The sequence below is a fragment of the Bradyrhizobium sp. UNPA324 genome (assembly GCF_006658635.1).
Taxonomy (GTDB): domain Bacteria; phylum Pseudomonadota; class Alphaproteobacteria; order Rhizobiales; family Xanthobacteraceae; genus Bradyrhizobium; species Bradyrhizobium nanningense.
On record NZ_LFJD01000004.1, the window covers coordinates 2,876,796 to 2,895,514 of the forward strand.

17 protein-coding genes are annotated in these 18,719 nt (G+C 65.1%); 12 read left to right on the forward strand and 5 right to left on the reverse strand.

The genetic code is table 11. The annotated features are described in order from the left end of the window. Window positions 1–89 precede the first annotated feature (89 nt). From UNPA324_RS14015 to UNPA324_RS14030, 4 genes are read right to left on the reverse strand one after another with little or no spacing between them, the layout of a single operon-like run. The gene (locus UNPA324_RS14015; protein ID WP_141934923.1) at window positions 90–1,085 is read right to left on the reverse strand and encodes an alpha/beta fold hydrolase; all 996 of its coding nucleotides are present in this window, start codon (window positions 1,083–1,085) and stop codon (window positions 90–92) included. Between the two features lie 10 nt (window positions 1,086–1,095). Further along, window positions 1,096–2,646 (reverse strand): wax ester/triacylglycerol synthase family O-acyltransferase, encoded by a 1,551-nt coding sequence (locus tag UNPA324_RS14020; RefSeq protein ID WP_141934924.1) that lies wholly within the window; start codon window positions 2,644–2,646, stop codon window positions 1,096–1,098. A gap of 47 nt (window positions 2,647–2,693) precedes the next feature. Then, window positions 2,694–3,434 (reverse strand): esterase/lipase family protein, encoded by a 741-nt coding sequence (locus UNPA324_RS14025; RefSeq protein WP_164935949.1) that lies wholly within the window; start codon window positions 3,432–3,434, stop codon window positions 2,694–2,696. A gap of 59 nt (window positions 3,435–3,493) precedes the next feature. Continuing rightward, the gene (locus UNPA324_RS14030) at window positions 3,494–3,751 is read right to left on the reverse strand and encodes a DUF6489 family protein (RefSeq protein ID WP_028135213.1); all 258 of its coding nucleotides are present in this window, start codon (window positions 3,749–3,751) and stop codon (window positions 3,494–3,496) included. A gap of 374 nt (window positions 3,752–4,125) precedes the next feature. Between UNPA324_RS14030 and UNPA324_RS14035 the strand changes: the two genes are divergently transcribed. The 12 genes from UNPA324_RS14035 to UNPA324_RS14090 all read left to right on the forward strand — a co-directional run bounded on the left by UNPA324_RS14035 (window position 4,126) and on the right by UNPA324_RS14090 (window position 17,860). Beyond that, on the forward strand, window positions 4,126–5,721 hold the full coding sequence (locus UNPA324_RS14035) for an ABC transporter substrate-binding protein (RefSeq protein ID WP_141934925.1): 1,596 nt from the start codon (window positions 4,126–4,128) through the stop codon (window positions 5,719–5,721). A gap of 103 nt (window positions 5,722–5,824) precedes the next feature. Beyond that, window positions 5,825–6,805, forward strand: coding sequence for an ABC transporter permease (locus UNPA324_RS14040; protein ID WP_141934926.1), 981 nt, complete (start codon window positions 5,825–5,827; stop codon window positions 6,803–6,805). A gap of 11 nt (window positions 6,806–6,816) precedes the next feature. After that, entirely contained in the window at window positions 6,817–7,788 is a 972-nt protein-coding gene (locus tag UNPA324_RS14045; RefSeq protein ID WP_128916965.1) for an ABC transporter permease, read from the forward strand. A 28-nt stretch (window positions 7,789–7,816) separates the two neighbouring features. Beyond that, complete coding sequence (locus tag UNPA324_RS14050; protein WP_128916964.1) at window positions 7,817–8,803, forward strand: ABC transporter ATP-binding protein; 987 nt, start codon at window positions 7,817–7,819, stop codon at window positions 8,801–8,803. Beyond that, the gene (locus UNPA324_RS14055; protein ID WP_141934927.1) at window positions 8,800–9,789 is read left to right on the forward strand and encodes an ABC transporter ATP-binding protein; all 990 of its coding nucleotides are present in this window, start codon (window positions 8,800–8,802) and stop codon (window positions 9,787–9,789) included. The genes UNPA324_RS14050 and UNPA324_RS14055 overlap by 4 nt, the downstream gene beginning before the upstream one ends. Window positions 9,790–9,870: 81 nt before the next feature. Further along, window positions 9,871–11,676 (forward strand): gamma-glutamyltransferase family protein, encoded by a 1,806-nt coding sequence (locus UNPA324_RS14060; RefSeq protein WP_141934928.1) that lies wholly within the window; start codon window positions 9,871–9,873, stop codon window positions 11,674–11,676. Between the two features lie 10 nt (window positions 11,677–11,686). Then, window positions 11,687–12,397, forward strand: coding sequence for a DUF1028 domain-containing protein (locus UNPA324_RS14065; protein ID WP_141934929.1), 711 nt, complete (start codon window positions 11,687–11,689; stop codon window positions 12,395–12,397). Then, window positions 12,394–13,383 carry an ABC transporter ATP-binding protein gene (locus tag UNPA324_RS14070; protein ID WP_128916960.1) on the forward strand — a complete coding sequence of 330 codons (990 nt, stop codon included), beginning with the start codon at window positions 12,394–12,396 and terminating at the stop codon, window positions 13,381–13,383. The genes UNPA324_RS14065 and UNPA324_RS14070 overlap by 4 nt, the downstream gene beginning before the upstream one ends. Beyond that, entirely contained in the window at window positions 13,383–14,489 is a 1,107-nt protein-coding gene (locus tag UNPA324_RS14075; protein WP_181769393.1) for an ABC transporter ATP-binding protein, read from the forward strand. The genes UNPA324_RS14070 and UNPA324_RS14075 overlap by 1 nt, the downstream gene beginning before the upstream one ends. A gap of 21 nt (window positions 14,490–14,510) precedes the next feature. Continuing rightward, window positions 14,511–16,019: an ABC transporter substrate-binding protein gene (locus tag UNPA324_RS14080; RefSeq protein WP_141934931.1), complete on the forward strand. Its 1,509-nt coding sequence runs from the start codon at window positions 14,511–14,513 to the stop codon at window positions 16,017–16,019. A 10-nt stretch (window positions 16,020–16,029) separates the two neighbouring features. Continuing rightward, window positions 16,030–16,971, forward strand: a complete 942-nt coding sequence (locus UNPA324_RS14085; protein ID WP_141934932.1) for an ABC transporter permease — start codon at window positions 16,030–16,032, stop codon at window positions 16,969–16,971. A 4-nt stretch (window positions 16,972–16,975) separates the two neighbouring features. Next, window positions 16,976–17,860 (forward strand): ABC transporter permease, encoded by an 885-nt coding sequence (locus UNPA324_RS14090; RefSeq protein WP_141934933.1) that lies wholly within the window; start codon window positions 16,976–16,978, stop codon window positions 17,858–17,860. A gap of 114 nt (window positions 17,861–17,974) precedes the next feature. Here the strand turns inward: UNPA324_RS14090 and cnbZ are convergent, their stop codons facing one another. Further along, window positions 17,975–18,718, reverse strand: a complete 744-nt coding sequence (cnbZ, locus tag UNPA324_RS14095; RefSeq protein WP_128916955.1) for a 2-amino-5-chloromuconate deaminase CnbZ — start codon at window positions 18,716–18,718, stop codon at window positions 17,975–17,977. Window position 18,719 lies beyond the last annotated feature (1 nt).

Below are 18,719 nucleotides of genomic sequence, written 5' to 3' on the forward strand. Positions count from 1 at the left end.
CCGCGGCGGCAGTCTGGATTGCTTCGTCGCCAGCGCAAATTGCTTCGCAATGTGTCGCGGGCTCCTCGCAATGACGAGCTCAATGACGATCACCCAAACCGCCTTCTACGCCATTCGATCAGCTTGGCGCTGACCTCTTCCGGCTTCTCCTGCTGCGTCCAATGGCCGCTATCCTTCACCAGATACTTCTCGAGATCGCCGATCAGCTTCTCCATGCCGTCGGCGGCCGAGGGAGGCAGCACCGCGTCGTTCTCTGCCATGATCATCAGCGACGGCACATGGATGTGGTGGTCCAGGCCCTTCGACCGCTCCCAATTGCGGGTGAAGTTGCGGTACCAGTTGATGCCGCCGGTGAAGCCGGTCTTCGTGAAGGTGTCGACGAACATCTTCTTCTCGTCGGCCGACAGAATCGGCGTGCGCGGATCATGTCTGGCGTCGTAATTCGCGATCATCTGCGGGAACGCCAGGTTGATGCGGGGCGAAGCACCAATGCCGGCAATCGGCTGTTCCTCGGGCGCACCCGGAGGGCGCGCGGCCGGCTTACGCATGAAGGCGTCAAAGGTCTGCTCGACCCGGCTGCCGAAGATCTTGTCCGGCTCGCGCGCGGGATCCTGGAATTGGACGATGTACATCCGGTCGCCGAAGCGCTGGCGGAACAGCGCAATGGGATCGATCGGCGCGCGATCCCAATGCGGCGTGTTGACGCCAACCACACCGGCGACGCGCGAAGGGTGCCGCAAGGGCATCTGCCAGACGACGAAGCCGCCCCAGTCGTGACCGACGAAGATCGCCTTGCCGATCCCAAGATGATCGAGCAGACCGACGAGATCGCCGGTCAGATGCTCCATGTCGTAATCCTCGATCGGCTCAGGCCGGTCGGTCGCGCCATAGCCGCGCTGGTCCGGGGCGATCACCCGGATCCCGGCCTCGCTCAGCGCCTTGATCTGATGGCGCCAGGAAAAGGCGAGCTCGGGCCAGCCGTGGCACAGCACCACCGGCGGCTTGTCGTCGGCCGGGCCAGCCTCGTAATAGCCCATGCGGATTCCGTTCGTCGTCGCGAACTTGAGCGGCGGCATTTCGATCATGGCAACATTCCTACTCGGCGGCGCCCTTGATGTCCGCCGCCGGAGGCACGTAGGCAGCTTCCAGTGCGGCAAACTCCTCCGGCAGCATGTCGCACATCACCTGCACATGCGGAATGATGTTGGCGCCGACGATGAAGCCGAAATCGAGCTGGTCGCGATAGCTCTGCACAGTGATGTTGAGCGCCTGCCCGTGCGTCGAGATCGACACCGGGAAGATGTGCAGCAGCTCGGCGCCGGCGGCGTAGAGCGTCTGCCGCGGTCCCGGCACGTTGGACACGGTGATGTTGGCGGCCGGCGGCAGCACGTCCGAGAGGTTCGAGCGGCTGTAGAGCAAGGCCAGGATCTGCACCATGATGGGCGCGCCCAGCATCGAGATGTTGGAGACCTGCGGCATCAAAGCGCGCAAGGGGTGCGACATCTCCTTGGATTTGGTCGACTGCGCGATGATGGCCTCGAGCCGCGCCTTGGGATCGGCGACATTGGTCGCGATCGCGCAGATCATGCCGAACACCTGGTTGTTGGCCTCGGTGTTGCCCTCCTCGCGCAGCGAGATCGGCACCGCAGCCGTCAGCGATTTCGCCGGTAGCGTGCCGTATTGCAGGAGATAGCGGCGGACCACACCCGAGGCGAGCGCCAGCACGACGTCATTGAGCTTGCCGCCGGCCTGCTTGGCGAGCGCCTTCGCCCGCGACAGCGGGATCGACACGCCGGCGAAGCTGCGCTCGGAGGAAATGGTCTTGTTGAGCATGGTCGGCGGCGACACCATGCTGGCGAGGCTCTCGCGCGATTTGGGATCGGCGACCTTGCCGAGCACGTCGGACACGCTCTTGAGCACGGTCGGGATGTTACCGGCGAAGCGCACGGCGCTCTCGATCTGGTACATCGCATTGTCGAACAGGATCGAGCCCATGTCGCTCTTGCCGGTGCGCGGCAATTGCAGGTTCTTCGCCGCCGCCGAGGCATCGAGTGGCTGGCTGAACAGCTGCTGATAGGAATCCAAGAGGTTCGCGGCGATGTCGCGCGGCTCCTGGCCCGGCTTGGATCCTGCCGCCGGCGGATCGACCTTCCGCGGGATCGGCGAGATATCGTAGATCATGTTGGTCAGCGCCGCCCCGGCGCCGCCGTCGATCGCGGCATGGTGCATCTTGGAATAGAGCCCGACCTCGTTGTCCTTCATGCCCTCGAACACGTAGAACTCCCACAGCGGCCGGGCGCGGTTCAGGAGCTTGGCATGCATCCAGCCGACGATGCGCTCGAGCGTGGCGCGGTCGCGCGGCTGCGGCAGGCTGGCGCGGAAGATGTGACGATCGATGTCGAACTGGTCGTCCTCGACCCAGGAGGGATGATCGATGTCGAGCGGCGCCTTCTCCAGCCGCGCTTTCAGGATCGGCGCGATATGCAGGCGCGAGACGATCATCGCCTTGAAGTCTTCGAAGAAGTCGCCCTTGTAGTCGTCGGGCAGGCGAAAGATCGCCATGCTGCCGACGTGCATCGGCATTTCCGGCGTTTCCAGATAGAGAAACGACGCGTCCAGCGACGACAGCTTCTTACCGTCAGCCATAGTTCCCTCCCGCAAGATCTGACGGGCGCCTTGGCCGGCGCTTCTCGTCAGGCCGATACTGCCTGTTCCGGCGGGGCATATGCAATGGCAAACGGCCCCGCCCTGTCGAATGGCGAGAATTCCCCTTCCGGTTGCGCCAGCCGGTCCGCGACCGCCCACAGCGCTGCGGGGTTCACCCCGAGCCCGATATGGCTTGCGAGGTACACCTCGATGTTCTCGGCACGGTCGGAGGGGCGGAGCAGACAGGTCCGCCAGTTAACCACACCATCGGCACGCGAATAGATCGAGGTTGTCGGCACCGGCAGATCGCCGGCGATTGCCTCGCGCGCTTCCGCAAAATCCTCGACCCGCTCACCGGACAGCGCCTCGTAGAGCCGCGTGGCGTTGGTCGCCCGCACGTCGTTGGCAAAGGGGCTGCCGAGCGTGATGACGTAGCGGACCATGTCGGGTGCCCAAAGCGCGAGATCGCGGGCATAGACGCCGCCGAGACTCCACCCGACCAGGCTGACCTTGCGTCCGCTCACGGCATGAATCTCGGCAAGACGGGCGCGCAGGGCTTCCCGCATGCGCTCCAGCCCGCCGAGATTGCGGCCCATCCGCCAGGCCTGTGCCTCGTAGCCGAGCTCGCTGAGATAGCGGCGCATCGGCGCCATCGAGAGGTCGCTGGCGAGAAAGCCTGGCAGCGCCAGCACCGGATGGCCGTCGCCCCTCGGCGCCCGCATCAGGACCGGCGACAGCAAGAGGCTCGCATTGAGCTCGAACAGGCCACGGGCTTCGGCGAGCAACATGCCGAGACCCGGCGGACGAAGCCGGCCTCGCTCCAGCTTCCCCTCCTGTCCGGGCGACACTATTTTTTCTTGTCGCTGCTGCGCGTGCCGCCGAGGCCGGCCATCGTGACGAACATATCCTGAAATCGCTCGGCGATCTTCGGATCGAACGTGAACCAGCTCTGGATCAGCGATTCCGGCGAAACCTTCTCGATGTTGCTGAGCACCTGCTGCTGCAACTTGTCCATCACCGCCGTCTGCATCGGCCCCACGTCAGGCAGGCCGAAGAACTGGCGGGCCTCGAGAGGGGTGCAGTCGATTTCGATGTTTACTTTCATGTCCCCTCCAGATGAGATTCGAGCGGCCCGGCGGAGTATCGCCGCGACACGGTGTGCAACGCAAGCGACCTGAGGCGGACGGCAAGGTGCCGGTTTCCGCAATCGAGGGGTATGGTCAATCAACCCCTTGGCGACGCCCCGCAGCGAAGGCGTCACCGCCCTGATCCGGGGAAATTCACAGGTCGAAAGTCGAATATCTCCCACCAGGCCTCCCCCCCCCAATTCGCTGGTCAGCATTGCTGCACAGCGGCGCAACTTGGCGCGTTCCTTGCTGGAATGGCGCTTGCACCGATCGAGAACTCTGGGCAACATGGACTAATCGGCCGGCCGAACAATCAAAAACCACCGGCGCGGCGGTGTGGAGAGGGTCAAGAATGTCAGTATGTCGAAGTCTGTTTGCGGCGACGCTCGCCGGTACGCTTGCGTTGGCGGTCACGCCGGCGTCGAGCCAGACACTACGTTATGCCAACCAGGGTGACCTGAAGTCCCTTGACCCCTATACGCTCAACGAGAGCACGACCCACGCCCATCTCGGTCACGTCTATCAAGGCCTCACCGCGCGCGACAAAGAGCTCAAGATCATTCCGGCGCTGGCGGAGAGCTGGGAAACCCCCGAGCCGACCCGCTGGCGCTTTCATTTGCGCAAGGGCGTGAAATTCCACAACGGCGACCCCTTCACCGCCGACGACGTCGTGTTCTCCGCCGATCGCGTCCGCAAGAAGGGGTCCAATATGCAGACCCGCCTTGCGCCCGACGTCAAGGTCGTCAAGGTCGACGACTACACCGTCGATTTCGTCCTGCCCTCGCCCAATCCCATCCTGCATAATTCGTGGGATGTCTGGTACATCATGGACAAGAAATGGGCCGAGGAGAACAACGTCGTCGATCCGACGCCGGTGGCGGCGACCACGCCGAGCTACGCCTCGCTGCACGAGAACGGCACCGGTCCCTTCATCATCGAAAGCCATCAGCCCGGCGTGAAGACGGTGTTCAAGGCGAATCCCAATTACTGGGGCAAGATGGAAGGTAATTTGAAGGAGATCATCTTCACCCCGATCTCCTCCGATGCCACGCGCGTCGCCGCACTGCTTTCGGGCGAAGTCGACGTCATCGAGCCGGTGCCGATCCAGGACATCTCCCGCGTCGATTCCAGCCCGAACGCCCAGGTGCTGAAGGGGCCGGAGCTGCGCACCATCTTCATCGGCTTCGACCAGACCCGCGACGAACTGCTCTACTCCAACATCAAGGGCAAGAACCCGTTCAAGGACGCCCGTGTCCGCGAAGCCTTCTACAAGGCGATCGACATCGAGTTGATCAAGACGCGCGTGATGCGCGGGCTGTCGACGCCGTCGGCCCTGATGATCGCGCCGGAACTGTTCGCGCTGTCCAAGGAGTTCACACGACCGAAATTCGACCCTGACGGCGCCAAGAAGCTCCTGACTGAAGCCGGCTACCCTGATGGCTTCGAGGTCACGATGGACTGCCCGAACGATCGCTACGTCAACGACGCCGCAATCTGCCAGGCCGTCGTCGGCATGCTTGCCCGCATCGGCGTCAAGATCAATCTCTTGGCGCAGCCGAAGGCGCAATACTTCGCCAAGGTGCTCAAACAGGGCGGCTACCAGACCTCGTTCTATCTGCTGGGCTGGACGCCGAGCACGATGGACTCTCACAACGTGCTCTACGACATCATGGGCTGCCGCGACGATGCGAAATCCTCGCGCGGCGAGGCCAATCTCGGCGGCTATTGCAACAAGGAGTTCGACGCGATCACCGACAAGGTGCTGGTCGAAACCGACACCGCCAAGCGCAACCAGCTGATCAAGCAGGCCTACGAAATCAGCATCAAGGACTGGGCCTACATCCCGCTGCATCAGCAGGCACTGGCCTGGGGCGTATCGAAAAACGTCAACCTGCCGCAGCGCGCCGACAACCTGGTGATGTTCCACTGGGCGACCAAGAAGGAATAGCATCAGTTGAACACGAGGTCCCGGCGCGCCAGGCGTCCGGGACCTTTCCTTTTCCGGCTGACAAAGTCGTCGGCCGCACGCACACCCAAGGATAGTGGAAGGCATGCTCGCTTTCACTCTTCGCCGCGCCGTTCAGGCCATCGGCGTCATGTTCGCCGTCGGCATCATCGCCTTCTCGATGTTCCGTTTCGCCGGCGACCCCGTCAACCAGATCGTCTCGATCGACACGTCGGCGGCCGAACGCGAAATCGTGCGCAAATCGCTCGGCCTCGACGACCCCGTGCCGGTGCAGTTCGCGCGCTATTTCGCCGATGCCGCGCAGTTCAAGTTCGGCGTCTCCTATCAGTTCCGCCAGCCGGTCTCGACGCTGTTGATGGAGCGTATGCCCGCCACGCTGGAACTCGCGATCTGCGCCACCGTGTTTGCAATGGTGTTCGGCATCCTGATGGGCGTCTATTCGGCGCTCCGGCGCGACACCATGCTGACCAAATTATTCCAGGCGGTTTCGCTTATAGGCATCTCGTTGCCGACTTTCCTGATCGGCATTCTCCTGATCTATCTGTTCGCTGTGACATTGGGCTGGTTGCCCTCGTTCGGCCGCGGCGAGGTGGTCAAGCTCGGTTGGTGGAGCACGGGCCTGCTCACGCTGTCGGGATTGAAGGCATTGATCATGCCCTCGATCACCCTCGGCCTGTTCCAGATGACCTTGATCATGCGGTTGGTGCGCGCGGAGATGCTGGAAGTGCTGCGAACCGACTATATCCGCTTCGCCCGCGCCCGGGGGCTGACCACCCGCGCCATCCATTTCGGCCACGCGCTGAAGAACACGCTGATTCCCGTGATCACGGTGGCCGGACTTCAGTTTGGCTCGGTTATTGCTTTTTCGATCATCACCGAGACCGTGTTCCAATGGCCGGGCATGGGACTTCTATTCGTGCAGGCCGTGCAAAACGTCGACATCCCGATCATGGCCGCCTATCTGCTGATGGTTTCGCTGATCTTCGTCACCATCAATCTGGTGGTCGACATTCTTTACACCGTGGTCGACCCGCGCCTGCGCGCGACCGTCGGCCGCGCCACATAAGGCAGCCCTGCATGTCCGACGCAGTCGCCTCCAATCCCGACCAGCAGAGCGCGCCGCCCGCGCATGCCGGCCGCAGCTGGCTGAGCCGCGCGCTCGACAGCGACATCTTCTATTCGTTCCGCCGTTCCAAGCTGACCATGGTGGCGGCGGCCATTACCGTGCTGTTCTTCCTGCTCGCGATCTTTGCCTCCGCCCTCGCGGTGCAGAACCCGTTCGATCCGGCGCAGCTCCAGTTGATGAATTCGCGCATCTCGCCGCTGTGGACCGCCGACGGTCAGAGCCCCTTCCTGCTCGGCACCGACGAGCAGGGCCGCGACGTGTTCTCCGCCATCCTCTACGGGATGCGCATCTCGCTCGCGGTGGGCGTTGCCGGCGTGATCTTCGCCGGCGCGCTCGGCATCGCGCTCGGCCTGATCGCCGGCTATTTCGGCGGCGCGGTCGATGGCGTGATCATGCGGATCGCCGACGTGCAGCTCACCTTCCCCGCCATTCTGATCGCGCTTCTGGTCAACGGCATCGCGAAATCGATCTTTGGCAACCGGCTGGATGCCACCAGCATGCTGGTGGTGCTGGTGATCTCGATCGGCCTGAGTTTCTGGGTAGGGTATGCCCGAACGGTGCGCGGCTCCGTGATGGTCGAGAAGAACAAGGATTACGTGGCCGCCGCGCAGTTGATCGGCCTGCCCGCGCCGAAGATCATGCTGCGGCACGTGCTGCCGAACACGATGGGTCCGATCCTGGTCATCGCCACCATCAACCTGGCGCTGGCCATCATCACCGAGGCGACGCTATCCTTCCTCGGCGTCGGCCTGCCCGACACGATGCCCTCACTCGGCACGCTGATCCGCATCGGCAACAACTATCTGTTCGCCGGCGAATGGTGGATCGTCGCCTTCCCGGGCCTCGCGCTGGCTGGGTTGATCCTGTCGATCAACCTGCTCGGCGACTGGTTGCGCGACGCGCTCAACCCGAAACTCCGATGAGCAACACCTCGATGAGTACGCCTCGCTCATGACCGAAACCATTCTCTCCGTGCGCAACCTTCAGGTGGAATTCGCTTCCCGCCGCGGCACGCTGCGCGCTATCGACGGGGTCTCCTTCGACATCGCCAAGGGCGAAGTGCTGGGCGTGGTCGGCGAATCCGGCGCCGGCAAATCCGTCACCGGCCTCGCCGTGATCGGCCTGATCGATCCCCCCGGCCGCATCGCCGGCGGCGAGATTCATCTCGCCGGCAGCCGCATCGACAATCTGCCGCCGGAGGAGATGCGCCGCATCCGTGGCAAGCGGATCGGCATGATCTTCCAGGACCCCCTCACCTCGCTCAATCCGCTCTACCGGGTCGGCGACCAGATCATCGAGACGATCAGGACCCATCTGAACCTGTCCGAGACGGCCGCCCGCCGCCGCGCCATCGACCTGCTGGCCGAGGTCGGCATTCCGGCGCCGGAAAAGCGCATCGACGGCTATCCGCATGAATTCTCCGGCGGCATGCGCCAACGCGTCGTGATTGCGCTCGCGATCTGCGCCGAACCCGAGCTGATCATCGCCGACGAGCCGACCACCGCGCTCGACGTCTCCGTGCAGGCGCAGATCATCTCGCTGATCAAGCGGCTCGGCCGCGACCACGGCACTGCCGTGATGCTGGTGACGCACGACATGGGCGTGATCGCGGAGACCTCGGACCGCGTCGCGGTGATGTATGCCGGCCGGGTCGCCGAGATCGGACCGGTTCAGGATGTCGTCAGAAATCCACTGCACCCTTACGCCAAGGGTCTGATGGGCGCGATCCCGACGCTTGCCGGCGACGACAAACGCCTGCAGCAGATTCCCGGTTCGATGCCGCGCCTGTCGGCGATCCCCCGCGGCTGTTCGTTCAATCCGCGCTGTGCCTTCGCCTTCGACCGCTGCCGGGTCGAGCGGCCGGAGCCACTGCCGCGCGGCGCACAATCGGTCGCCTGCCATCTCTACGACAGCGTACCGGCGGAGAGCGCAGCATGAGCGCCCCCTTCGTTCAGGCCACAAATCTGCGCCGGGTATTCGACGTCTCAAAACCCTGGCTCAACCGCGTGCTCGAGGGCGGGCACCTCGAATATCTCAAGGCGGTCGATCACGTCACCTTCGATATCAGGAAGGGTGAGACGTTTGCGCTGGTCGGCGAGTCCGGTTCGGGCAAGACCACGGTGGCACGGATGGTCGTGGGCCTGCTGCCGCCGAGCGCCGGCGACGTCCTGATCGACGGCATCTCGATGACTGATCCGCGGCAGGCGCCGGCGCGGCGAAAGCTTCGCCGCCGCATCCAGATGATCTTCCAGGATCCCTATGCGAGCCTGAACCCGCGCTTCCGCGTCGATGCCATCATCTCCGAGCCGATCCGCGCTTTCGACCTGATCCAGGGCGAGCGCGACATCCAGGCCCGCGTCGGCGAGTTGCTCACCCTGGTCGGCCTGCATCCCGACGACCGGCTGAAATTTCCGCACGAATTCTCCGGGGGCCAACGCCAGCGCATCGCGATTGCACGGGCGCTCGCATCTGATGCCGAGTTCATCGTTTGCGACGAGCCGACCTCGGCGCTCGACGTCTCGGTGCAGGCGCAGATTCTCAACCTGATGCGCGACCTCCAGGACAAGTTCGGCCTGACTTACATGTTCATCAGCCACAACCTTGCCGTGGTCCGCCACATGGCGAGCCGCGTCGGCGTGATGTATCTCGGCCGCATCGTCGAGATCGCGGAGGGGCGCGAGCTGTTCGCCAATCCGCGCATGCCCTACACCAAGATGCTGCTGGGCGCCGTGCCTGATCTTGCCATGAGCGGTCGCCAGCGTATCCCCGTGAAGGGCGAGATCCCGAACCCGATCAACCCGCCCTCCGGCTGCGCCTTCAATCCGCGCTGTCCGCTGGCGTTCGATCTCTGCCGCAAGGAGACCCCGGAACTGATCGACGGCGTCGCCTGCCACGCAGTTAACGCCGCGCCGGTCCCGGCGTGACGCGCGCGTGCCATGCAGCCTGCGCATTTGGCGGCGGCCTGCCGCTGTGATCAATTGCGCGCGCCGCAAATGAGGAAGCCCATGACCAGCAAGATCAATCCCGATCCCTTCACGACGCGCCCCGAGATCGAGGGCACGTTCGGGGTCGTCGCCACCACACACTGGATCGCGACCGCTGTCGGCATGGCCATCCTCGAGAAGGGCGGCAACGCCTTCGACGCCGGCGTCGCCACCGCCTTCACGCTCCAGGTGGTCGAGCCGCACCTGAACGGCCCAGGCGGCGACGTGCCGGTCATCGTGCACGACGTCAAGCGCGGCCGCACCGAGGTGATCTGCGGCCAGGGCCCGGCCCCGGCGCGCGCCACCATCGCGCATTACAAGAGCGAAGGCCTCGACATGGTGCCGGGCACCGGCCTGCTCGCCGCCTGCGTCCCCGGCACCTTCGAATCCTGGATGATGCTGCTGCGCGACTACGGTACGATGCGCGTACGCGACGTGCTGGAGCCGGCGATCTCCTACGCCCGCGACGGCTACCCGCTGGTCGAGCGCGCCTGCGCCACGATCCAGACCGTCGAGCAGTTGTTCCGCAAGCATTGGCCAACCTCCGCCGCCGTCTACCTGCCGAACGGAGAGGTGCCGAAGCCGGGTACGCTGTTCACCAACAAGACGCTGGCTGCGACCTACACCCGGATTCTCAGCGAGGCCGAGAGCGGCGGCGGTGACCGCGACGCCGAGATCGAGCGCGCGCGCAAAGCCTGGTCGCAAGGCTTTGTCGCCGAGGCCATCGACAAGTTCTGCCGGACCCAGGAAGTGATGGACGTCAGCGGCTCGCCGCATCGCGGCGTGCTCTCGGCCGACGACATGGCGCGCTGGCAGCCGACGGTAGAGGCGCCCCTTACCTACGACTATGGCCGCTACACCGTCTGCAAGGCCGGTGTCTGGAGCCAGGGCCCGGTGACGCTGCAACAGCTCGCACTGCTGAAGGGCTTTGCGCTCGACGGCCTCGATCCGGCCGGACCCGAGTTCATCCATCTGCAGATCGAGTGCGCCAAGCTCGCTTTCGCCGACCGCGAAAAATTCTACGGCGACCCAAAATTCAGCGAGATCCCGATCACAACGTTGCTGTCGGACGCCTATAACGACGAGCGCCGCAAGCTCGTCACCGACAAGGCTTCGCTCGATCTCCGGCCCGGCGCGATCGAGGGCCTTGGCGGCGTGGTCAAGCTGCGCCGCGCTGAAGGCCAACGCGAGGCCGTCGGCGCTTTAGGCGCCGGTGAACCGACTGTGGGGCGCTTCGGCGAAGTACGCGGCGACACCGTGCATTTCGACATCATCGACAAGGCTGGCAACATGGTGTCCTCGACGCCGTCGGGAGGCTGGCTGCAATCCTCGCCTGTCATTCCCGAATTGGGTTTCTGCCTCGGCAGCCGCGCACAAATGTTCGATCTGGAGGAGAACCAACCCAGTTCGCTCGCCCCGGGCAAGCGGCCACGCACCACGCTGTCGCCCACCATGGCGCTGCGCGATGGCGAGCCCTACCTCGCCTGGGGCTCGCCCGGCGGCGACCAGCAGGATCAGTGGATCACGCAATTCTTCCTGCGCCACGTCCATTGCAATCTCAATCTGCAGGAAGCCATCGACGCGCCAGCCTGGCACTCCGAGCATTTCCCGATCTCGTTCTGGCCGCGCACCGCGCGTCCCGGCGTGCTCGTGGTCGAGAACCGCGTGCCGAAGGCGACGATCGAGAATCTGCGCGAGCGCGGGCATATCGTCGAGGTCGGTCCCGACTGGTCCGAAGGCCGCCTCACCGCGGCCTCCCGTGTCGGTCCGCGCCGGCGCGCCGCCGCCAATCCGCGCGGCATGCAAGGTTACGCCGCGGGACGCTGATAGGCAGCATATGACCTGGTCGATCATCGCGAAAGATCCTGCCACCGGCCAGTTCGGCATCGCGGTTGCGACCCGGTTCTTCGCCGTCGGCGCACGCGTGCCGTATATTGCCGCCGGTCTCGGCGCCATCGCGACACAGGCATTCGTCAATCCCTATTACGGCATCGACGGGGTGAAGCTCTTACGCGAGCGCCTCAACGCGCATGGCGTGCTCGCCGCGCTGCTCGCGGTGGACGACGGCCGCGAGAGCCGGCAGGTCCACATCATGGATGCGAGCGGCGCGATCGCCGCACATACCGGGCGCGACTGCGTCGACTGGTGCGGGCATATCGCAGGCAGTGGCTACTCGGTCGCCGGCAATATGCTCGCGGGCGCCGACGTGCTCGCCGAGACGGCAAAGACCTATATCGCCAACGACAGCCTGCCCTTCCCGCGCCGCCTCCTCGCGGCGATGCGCGCAGGGGAAGCCGCCGGCGGCGACAAGCGCGGCAAGCAGTCGGCTGCGCTCTTGATCCATGGCGAGGAGGAATGGCCGGCGCTGGACATTCGCGCCGACGATCATCCCGATCCGCTCGGCGAGCTCGAACGGCTCGAAAGCGTCAGCCATGAGCTCTGGGTGCACTTTCGCGCGTCGATGCCGACGCGGCAGAATCCGGCCGGCAACACCGACCGCAGCGTCATCGACGCCAGCATCAACGCCGCGCGCGCAAGACGATCATGAGCGCGAGCCCCCTCATCGAGATCAGGGACCTGCGCATCCGCTTCCACGGCGACGACGGCCGCATCACCCATGCGGTCGACAGCGTCGATCTCAGCGTCGCCAACGGCGCGACGCTCGGCCTCGTCGGCGAATCCGGCTGCGGCAAGAGCGTGACGTCACTGGCCATCATGGGCCTTTTGCCGAAGCAAAGCGCGGAGATATCCGGCGCGATCCGGTTCGACGGCCTCGATCTCCTGCAGACGCCGGACCAGACCCTGCGCGACCTACGCGGCAACCGGCTCGCGATGATCTTCCAGGAGCCGATGACCTCGCTCAACCCGAGCTTCACCATCGGCGACCAGATCATCGAGACCATCTTGCGCCATCGCGGCGGCTCGCGTCGCAGCGCGCGCGAGCGGGCGATCGAGCTGCTGCGCCGCGTCCATATCCCCTCGCCCGAGCGTCGGATCGACGACTATCCGCACAAGCTCTCCGGCGGGATGCGCCAGCGCGTGATGATCGCGATGGCGCTGGCCTGCGATCCGCACCTCTTGATCGCCGATGAGCCGACCACCGCACTCGACGTCACCTTGCAGGCGCAGATCCTGGAATTGATGCGCGAGCTGAAAGCCGCGAGCGGCGCCGCCATCATCCTGATCACCCACGATCTCGGCGTCGTTGCAGAAGTGTGCGACGAGGTCGCGGTGATGTATGCCGGCGAGATCGTCGAGCGCGCCCCGGTCGACGACTTGTTCTCGGCGCCTCAGCATCCCTACACCGTCGGCCTGCTCGGCTCGATCCCGCGGCTCGACCATCGCGCCGAACAGCTTGCGACGATCGAAGGCATGGTCCCGAACATGGCGCAGCCACCGGCCGGCTGCCGCTTCGCCGCGCGCTGCCCCTTCGTGCTGGAGGCCTGCACCCATGCACCGCCGCCATTGATCGAAGTCGGCCCCGGCCACCTCTCGCGCTGCATCCGCGCGCCGCTCGAACGTTTGGTGTCGTGATGGCGTTGCTCGAAGTCAGGGGTCTGGTCAAGCATTTCGTCACCGAGCGTTCGCTGTTCGGCCGGCCGCTGGCGCACGTCAAGGCGGTCGATGGCGTTTCCTTCTCACTTGACGCTGGAAAGACGTTGGCGCTCGTCGGCGAATCCGGTTGCGGCAAATCCACCGTCAGCCGTCTGGTGCTGCGGCTGATCGAGCCGGACGCAGGCACGGTGCGGTTCGACGGGCGCGACCTGCTCGCACTCGACGCCGGCGGCTTACGCGCCTTCCGCCGCGACGCGCAGATCATCTTCCAGGACCCCTACGCTTCGCTCAATCCGCGCATGACCGTCGGCCAGATCCTGACCGAGCCGCTGGCCCTGCACGATCTCATGCCGCCCGCGCAGCGGCGCGCGCGCGTCGCCGACCTGCTGCGGCTGGTCGGGCTGGAGCCGCGCCTGGCGCGGCGCTATCCGCACGAATTCTCCGGCGGCCAGCGCCAGCGCATCGCCATCGCCCGCGCGCTCGCGGTCGAGCCGAAGCTGATCATCTGCGACGAGCCGGTCTCGGCGCTCGATGTCTCGATCCGCGCGCAGATCCTCAACCTGCTGCGCGAGCTCCAGGACCGGCTTGGCCTCGCCTACATCTTCGTCTCGCACGACCTCGCCGTGGTCAAGCACATCGCCGACCACGTGGCGGTGATGAATCTCGGCCAGATCGTCGAGACGGCGGAGGCCGACGCGTTGTTCGCCTCGCCACGTCATCCCTATAGCCGGGCGCTGCTGTCCGCGATCCCGTTACCCCAACCGAAGGCAAAGCGAACGACGGTCCTGCTGGAGGGCGAAATCCCGAGCGCGCTCAATCCACCCACCGGCTGCCGCTTCCACACCCGCTGCCCGTTCGTGATCGAGCGCTGCCGCAACGAGGCACCGGCGCTCCTGGCCGACGGCACGGGCCACGCCACCGCCTGTCACCGCACCGCGGAGCTGCCGTCTGCCGATGCCATTCTGCCGGCGGCCGGCGGGTTTTCGCCGGCGCTTGCAAAATTGGTGGCGGCCTTCAGCCAAAAGACGGAAGGCGGGAGCCCCACCGGGGTTGGTATACAAGACGCCGCGCCCGCAACGAAATAGCCGAAACAATGGGGATTGCCGATGAAGATGTTTCGCCTGGCCGCAATTGCCGCCGCTGTCCTGTTGTCGATCGGAGCCGCGCAGGCCCAGACCAGCTTGCGCATCGGCCTCGCCGAAGACCCTGATATCCTCGACCCCACGATGGCGCGCACCTATGTCGGCCGCATCGTGTTCTCCGCCTTCTGCGACAAACTGTTCGACATCGACGAGAAGCTCAACATCGTGCCGCAGCTCGCGCTGTCGAGCGAGACCGTCGACGACGGCAAGGGCCTCGTCATCAAGCTGCGCCCCGGCGTGAAATTCCACGACGGCGAGCCGTTCGATGCCGAGGCCGCAAAATTCTCACTGGAGCGCCATCTGACGTTCCCCGGCTCGTTCCGCAAGCCCGAGCTCGCCTCGGTCGATCACATCGAGGTCGTCGATCCCCTCACCGTCAAGCTGGTGCTGAAGTCGCCATTCTCGCCGCTGCTCGCCCAGCTCACCGACCGCGCCGGGATGATGATGTCGCCGAAAGCGGCGAAGGAAGCCGGCGACAAGTTCGGCCTGCGCCCGGTCTGCGCCGGCCCCTACAAATTCGTCGAGCGGGTGCAGCAGGACCGCATCGTGTTCGAGAAGTTCGCCGATTATTGGAACAAGGACAATGTCTTCATCGACAAGATCGTGTTCCAGCCGATCGTCGATGCCACCGTGCGGCTCGCGAACCTGAAATCCGGCGGCCTCGACCTGATCGAGCGCGTGCTCGCCACTGATCTGAAGGAGGTGCGCGCCGACTCGCGTCTGAAGGTCGCGACCGCGATCGAGCTCGGGTATCAGGGCATCACGCTCAACATCGGCAAGGACAAGGCCAAGGGCCCGCTCAGCCAATCCGCCAAGGTACGGCAGGCGCTCGACCTCGCCATCGATCGCGAGGCGATCAACCAGGTCGTGTTCAACGGCGAGTTTCAGGTCGGCAATCAATGGGTCAACCCCGATCATCCCTACTATCAGAAATCGCTTCCGGTCCGTCCCCGCAACGTCGAGAAGGCCAAGGCGCTGTTGAAGGAAGCCGGCGTGACGCCGCCGGTCAGCGTCGACTTCCTGGTGCCCAAGGGCGCCGAGACCGAGACGCCTGCGCAGGTGATCCAGTCGATGGCGGCCGAAGCCGGCTTCGACATGAAGATACGCCTCACCGAATTCGCAACCGGGCTGAAGCAGGCCGAGGCCGGCGACTATCAGGCCTACATGCTCGCCTGGAGCGGCCGCGTCGACCCCGATGGCAACACTTTCGTGTTCCTGCATAGTGGCGCGCCGCAGAACTACGGCGCGTGGAACAATCCGCAAGCCGACAAGGCGCTGGAAGACGCGCGGCTGGTCACCGATCCCGCCAAGCGCAAAGCGAGCTATGAGACGCTCGCCAAACTGGTCCAGGAGGAGGAGCCGCTCCTTTACATCTACCACCGCCGCATCATCATCGCGCACACGACCAGGCTCGAAGGCTACAAGCAGATGCCCGACGGCCTTGTGCGCGTGGTCGGACTCAAGCTGAAGTGACGCTGCGAGGATGTTGAACTTTCTCGCCCGCCGACTCGTGCAGATCGTGCCGACGCTGTTCTTCGTCTCGGTGCTGATCTTCTCGCTGCAGCAATTGCTGCCGGGCGACCCTGCGCTGGTGATGGCGGGCGAAGAGCGCGATCCGGCCGTGATCGAGCAGATCCGCCGCCAGTACCGGCTCGATCAGCCCATCCCGGTGCAATACGCGTACTGGATCAAGGGCGTGCTCTCGGGCGATTTCGGGGAGTCGCTGCGCAACAAGATGCCGGTGCGTGAGCTGATCGCGCAGAAGCTGCCGGTGACATTGCAGCTCGGCTCGATGGCGATCGTGATCGCCTTCCTGATCGGCATTCCCGCCGGCATCGTCGCCGCCGTGAGGAAAGGTTCGGCCTGGGACTATGGCGCGAACCTGTTTGCGCTGTGGGGCATCTCGACGCCGAATTTCTGGCTCGGGATCATGCTGATCTTCCTGTTCTCGATCGAGCTCGGCTGGCTGCCGGCGTCCGGCTACGTGCCGCTCACCGAGAACTGGCGCGCGAGCTTAGCTGCCACCATCATGCCGGCTTTCGTGCTCGGAAATGCGATTGCCGCGGTCCTGATGCGGCATACGCGCAGCGCCATGCTCCAGGTGCTGGAGAGCGACTACGTCCGCACCGCGCGCGCCAAGGGACTCCTGGAGCGCTCCGTAATCCTCAAGCACGCCATGCGCAATGCGCTGACGCCCGTCATCACGCTCGGCGCGCTCGAGCTCGGCACGCTGCTGTCCGGCGCCGTTCTGACCGAGCAGATCTTCTCCATTCCCGGCTTCGGCAAGCTGATCGTGGATGCCGTCTTCAACCGCGATTATGCCGTGGTGCAGGGCGTGGTGCTGGTGACGGCTACGATCTACATCACGCTGAACCTCGTTGCCGACATCGCCTATATCCTCGTCAATCCGCGGCTGCGGGGCTAGATCCATGACCGATGCCGCGCTGCCCGGCCCTCTCACGCAAGCTGACGAGCTGGATAGCCCGGCCCGCCGTGCACGTCGGCGGCTGTTCAAGCGCAAGGCGGCGGTGTTCGGGCTGGTCGTGCTCACGATGTTCATCGCGCTCGCCGTGCTTGCCCCACTCGTCGTGCCCTATGATCCCATCGCGACGAGCTGGAGCCTGGTGCGCAAGCCGCCCAATGCGGCGCACTGGTTCGGCACCGACGAGCTCGGCCGCGACATTCTCAGCCGGGTCGTCTACGGTGCGCGCGCCTCGCTGCTCGCGGGCCTCATCTCGGTTGCGATTGCGCTCGGCATCGGCGTGCCGCTCGGTCTCCTCGCCGGTTATCGCGGCGGTTTCATCGATGCGCTGATCAGCCGGATCACGGACGCGATGCTGGCCTGCCCGTTCCTGATCCTGGCGATCGCGCTCGCGGCGTTCCTCGGACCGAGCCTCGGCAATGCCATGATTGCGATCGGCATTTCGGCGACGCCGATCTTCGTCCGCCTGACCCGCGGCCAGGTGCTCGTCGTCAAGGCCGAGGACTACGTCGAGGCTGCGCGCGCGCTCGGCAATCCGCCGTGGCGGATCGCGCTCTCGCATATCCTGCCGAACATCCTGCCCGCGCTATTGGTGCAGGCGACGCTCTCGATCGCCGCCGCCATCATCGCCGAGGCCGCGCTGTCCTTCCTCGGTCTCGGCCAGCAGCCGCCGGCGCCGTCCTGGGGCAGCATGCTCAACGCCGCGCAACGCTTCCTGACACAGGCGCCGTGGATGGCGATCTGGCCGGGACTTGCGATCTTCCTCGTGGTGCTGTCGCTGAACCTGCTCGGCGACGGCCTGCGCGACGCGCTCGATCCAAGGCAGCGGTAGAAGTTCCTCATGGTGAGAAGCGCGCCCCTTCGCGCGCGTCTCGAACCATGAAGGCCGTCGCTCGCGGCCATCCTTCGAGACGCGGCCTGATGGCCGCTCGTCTGGATGAGGAACTCAGATCACCGCTTCCCGCATCACGCGGCGGCAATCCATCTCGTATTCGAGATCGACCACCGGCGGGCGGGCGAAATGCCAGGTCAGGCCGGAGCGCAGCGCGCCGTGGCGAACCAGCTCGTCGACGAGGGCATGGTGGAAGTCGTGGACGGAATAGGCCTGCACGCCGGTCGTGTCCTTCCAGCCGAAGCCGAAGGCCGCCATCCGGGTCTCCATCTGCGCGGTGGTGAAGCGCACCTTGTCCCGCAGCCCCTCCGGGCTGAGATCACGATAGCGCACGGTACGCTCGACATAGGTCCCGCCGCCTTCGCGCGCCTCGGCGCCGCCGGCGATCACGAATGACGGCGCCTTGGAGCGGGTCGGTCGCGTGAAGGAGAACGCATAGAACGAGGGTTCGGACGGCGGATCGATCTCTGGACAGACATTACTGCGCGCCACCGGATTGGTCGTGCCGTCGAAGATGCCCCATTCAGCGAGTGTCTTCACATAATGCAGGTTGAACGCGCGAAAGCCTTCCTCGCTGAAGGCCGCCGGCGAGCGAAGCTCGCAGGCGCAGAACGCCGTCAGCGGACGGCCTGCCTCCTGGATGAACTTTGCCGCCAGCGCAAACCCTTCCGCAAGCGGGACCAGGCGATCGAAGCGGACACGCTCGATCTCGTAGCCATCATCCGCGGCGGCGCCCGCTGAATATTGAAACACCGACGGAATGAAGCGGTAATTGCCGGCAGAGAACTCACGGATCATG

Excerpts from the sequence above, each read along its gene's own strand:
- UNPA324_RS14075 (WP_181769393.1), top strand. The coding sequence starts at position 13,383 with ATGGCGTTGCTCGAAGTCAGGGGTCTGGTCAAGCATTTCGTCACCGAG.
- UNPA324_RS14085 (WP_141934932.1), top strand. The coding sequence starts at position 16,030 with ATGTTGAACTTTCTCGCCCGCCGACTCGTGCAGATCGTGCCGACGCTG.
- UNPA324_RS14020 (WP_141934924.1), bottom strand. The coding sequence starts at position 2,646 with ATGGCTGACGGTAAGAAGCTGTCGTCGCTGGACGCGTCGTTTCTCTAT.
- UNPA324_RS14055 (WP_141934927.1), top strand. The coding sequence starts at position 8,800 with ATGAGCGCCCCCTTCGTTCAGGCCACAAATCTGCGCCGGGTATTCGAC.
- UNPA324_RS14090 (WP_141934933.1), top strand. The coding sequence starts at position 16,976 with ATGACCGATGCCGCGCTGCCCGGCCCTCTCACGCAAGCTGACGAGCTG.
- UNPA324_RS14065 (WP_141934929.1), top strand. The coding sequence starts at position 11,687 with ATGACCTGGTCGATCATCGCGAAAGATCCTGCCACCGGCCAGTTCGGC.
- UNPA324_RS14080 (WP_141934931.1), top strand. The coding sequence starts at position 14,511 with ATGAAGATGTTTCGCCTGGCCGCAATTGCCGCCGCTGTCCTGTTGTCG.
- UNPA324_RS14040 (WP_141934926.1), top strand. The coding sequence starts at position 5,825 with ATGCTCGCTTTCACTCTTCGCCGCGCCGTTCAGGCCATCGGCGTCATG.
- UNPA324_RS14035 (WP_141934925.1), top strand. The coding sequence starts at position 4,126 with ATGTCAGTATGTCGAAGTCTGTTTGCGGCGACGCTCGCCGGTACGCTT.
- UNPA324_RS14025 (WP_164935949.1), bottom strand. The coding sequence starts at position 3,434 with ATGTTGCTCGCCGAAGCCCGTGGCCTGTTCGAGCTCAATGCGAGCCTC.
- UNPA324_RS14015 (WP_141934923.1), bottom strand. The coding sequence starts at position 1,085 with ATGATCGAAATGCCGCCGCTCAAGTTCGCGACGACGAACGGAATCCGC.
- cnbZ (WP_128916955.1), bottom strand. The coding sequence starts at position 18,718 with ATGATCCGTGAGTTCTCTGCCGGCAATTACCGCTTCATTCCGTCGGTG.
- UNPA324_RS14050 (WP_128916964.1), top strand. The coding sequence starts at position 7,817 with ATGACCGAAACCATTCTCTCCGTGCGCAACCTTCAGGTGGAATTCGCT.
- UNPA324_RS14030 (WP_028135213.1), bottom strand. The coding sequence starts at position 3,751 with ATGAAAGTAAACATCGAAATCGACTGCACCCCTCTCGAGGCCCGCCAG.
- UNPA324_RS14070 (WP_128916960.1), top strand. The coding sequence starts at position 12,394 with ATGAGCGCGAGCCCCCTCATCGAGATCAGGGACCTGCGCATCCGCTTC.
- UNPA324_RS14060 (WP_141934928.1), top strand. The coding sequence starts at position 9,871 with ATGACCAGCAAGATCAATCCCGATCCCTTCACGACGCGCCCCGAGATC.
- UNPA324_RS14045 (WP_128916965.1), top strand. The coding sequence starts at position 6,817 with ATGTCCGACGCAGTCGCCTCCAATCCCGACCAGCAGAGCGCGCCGCCC.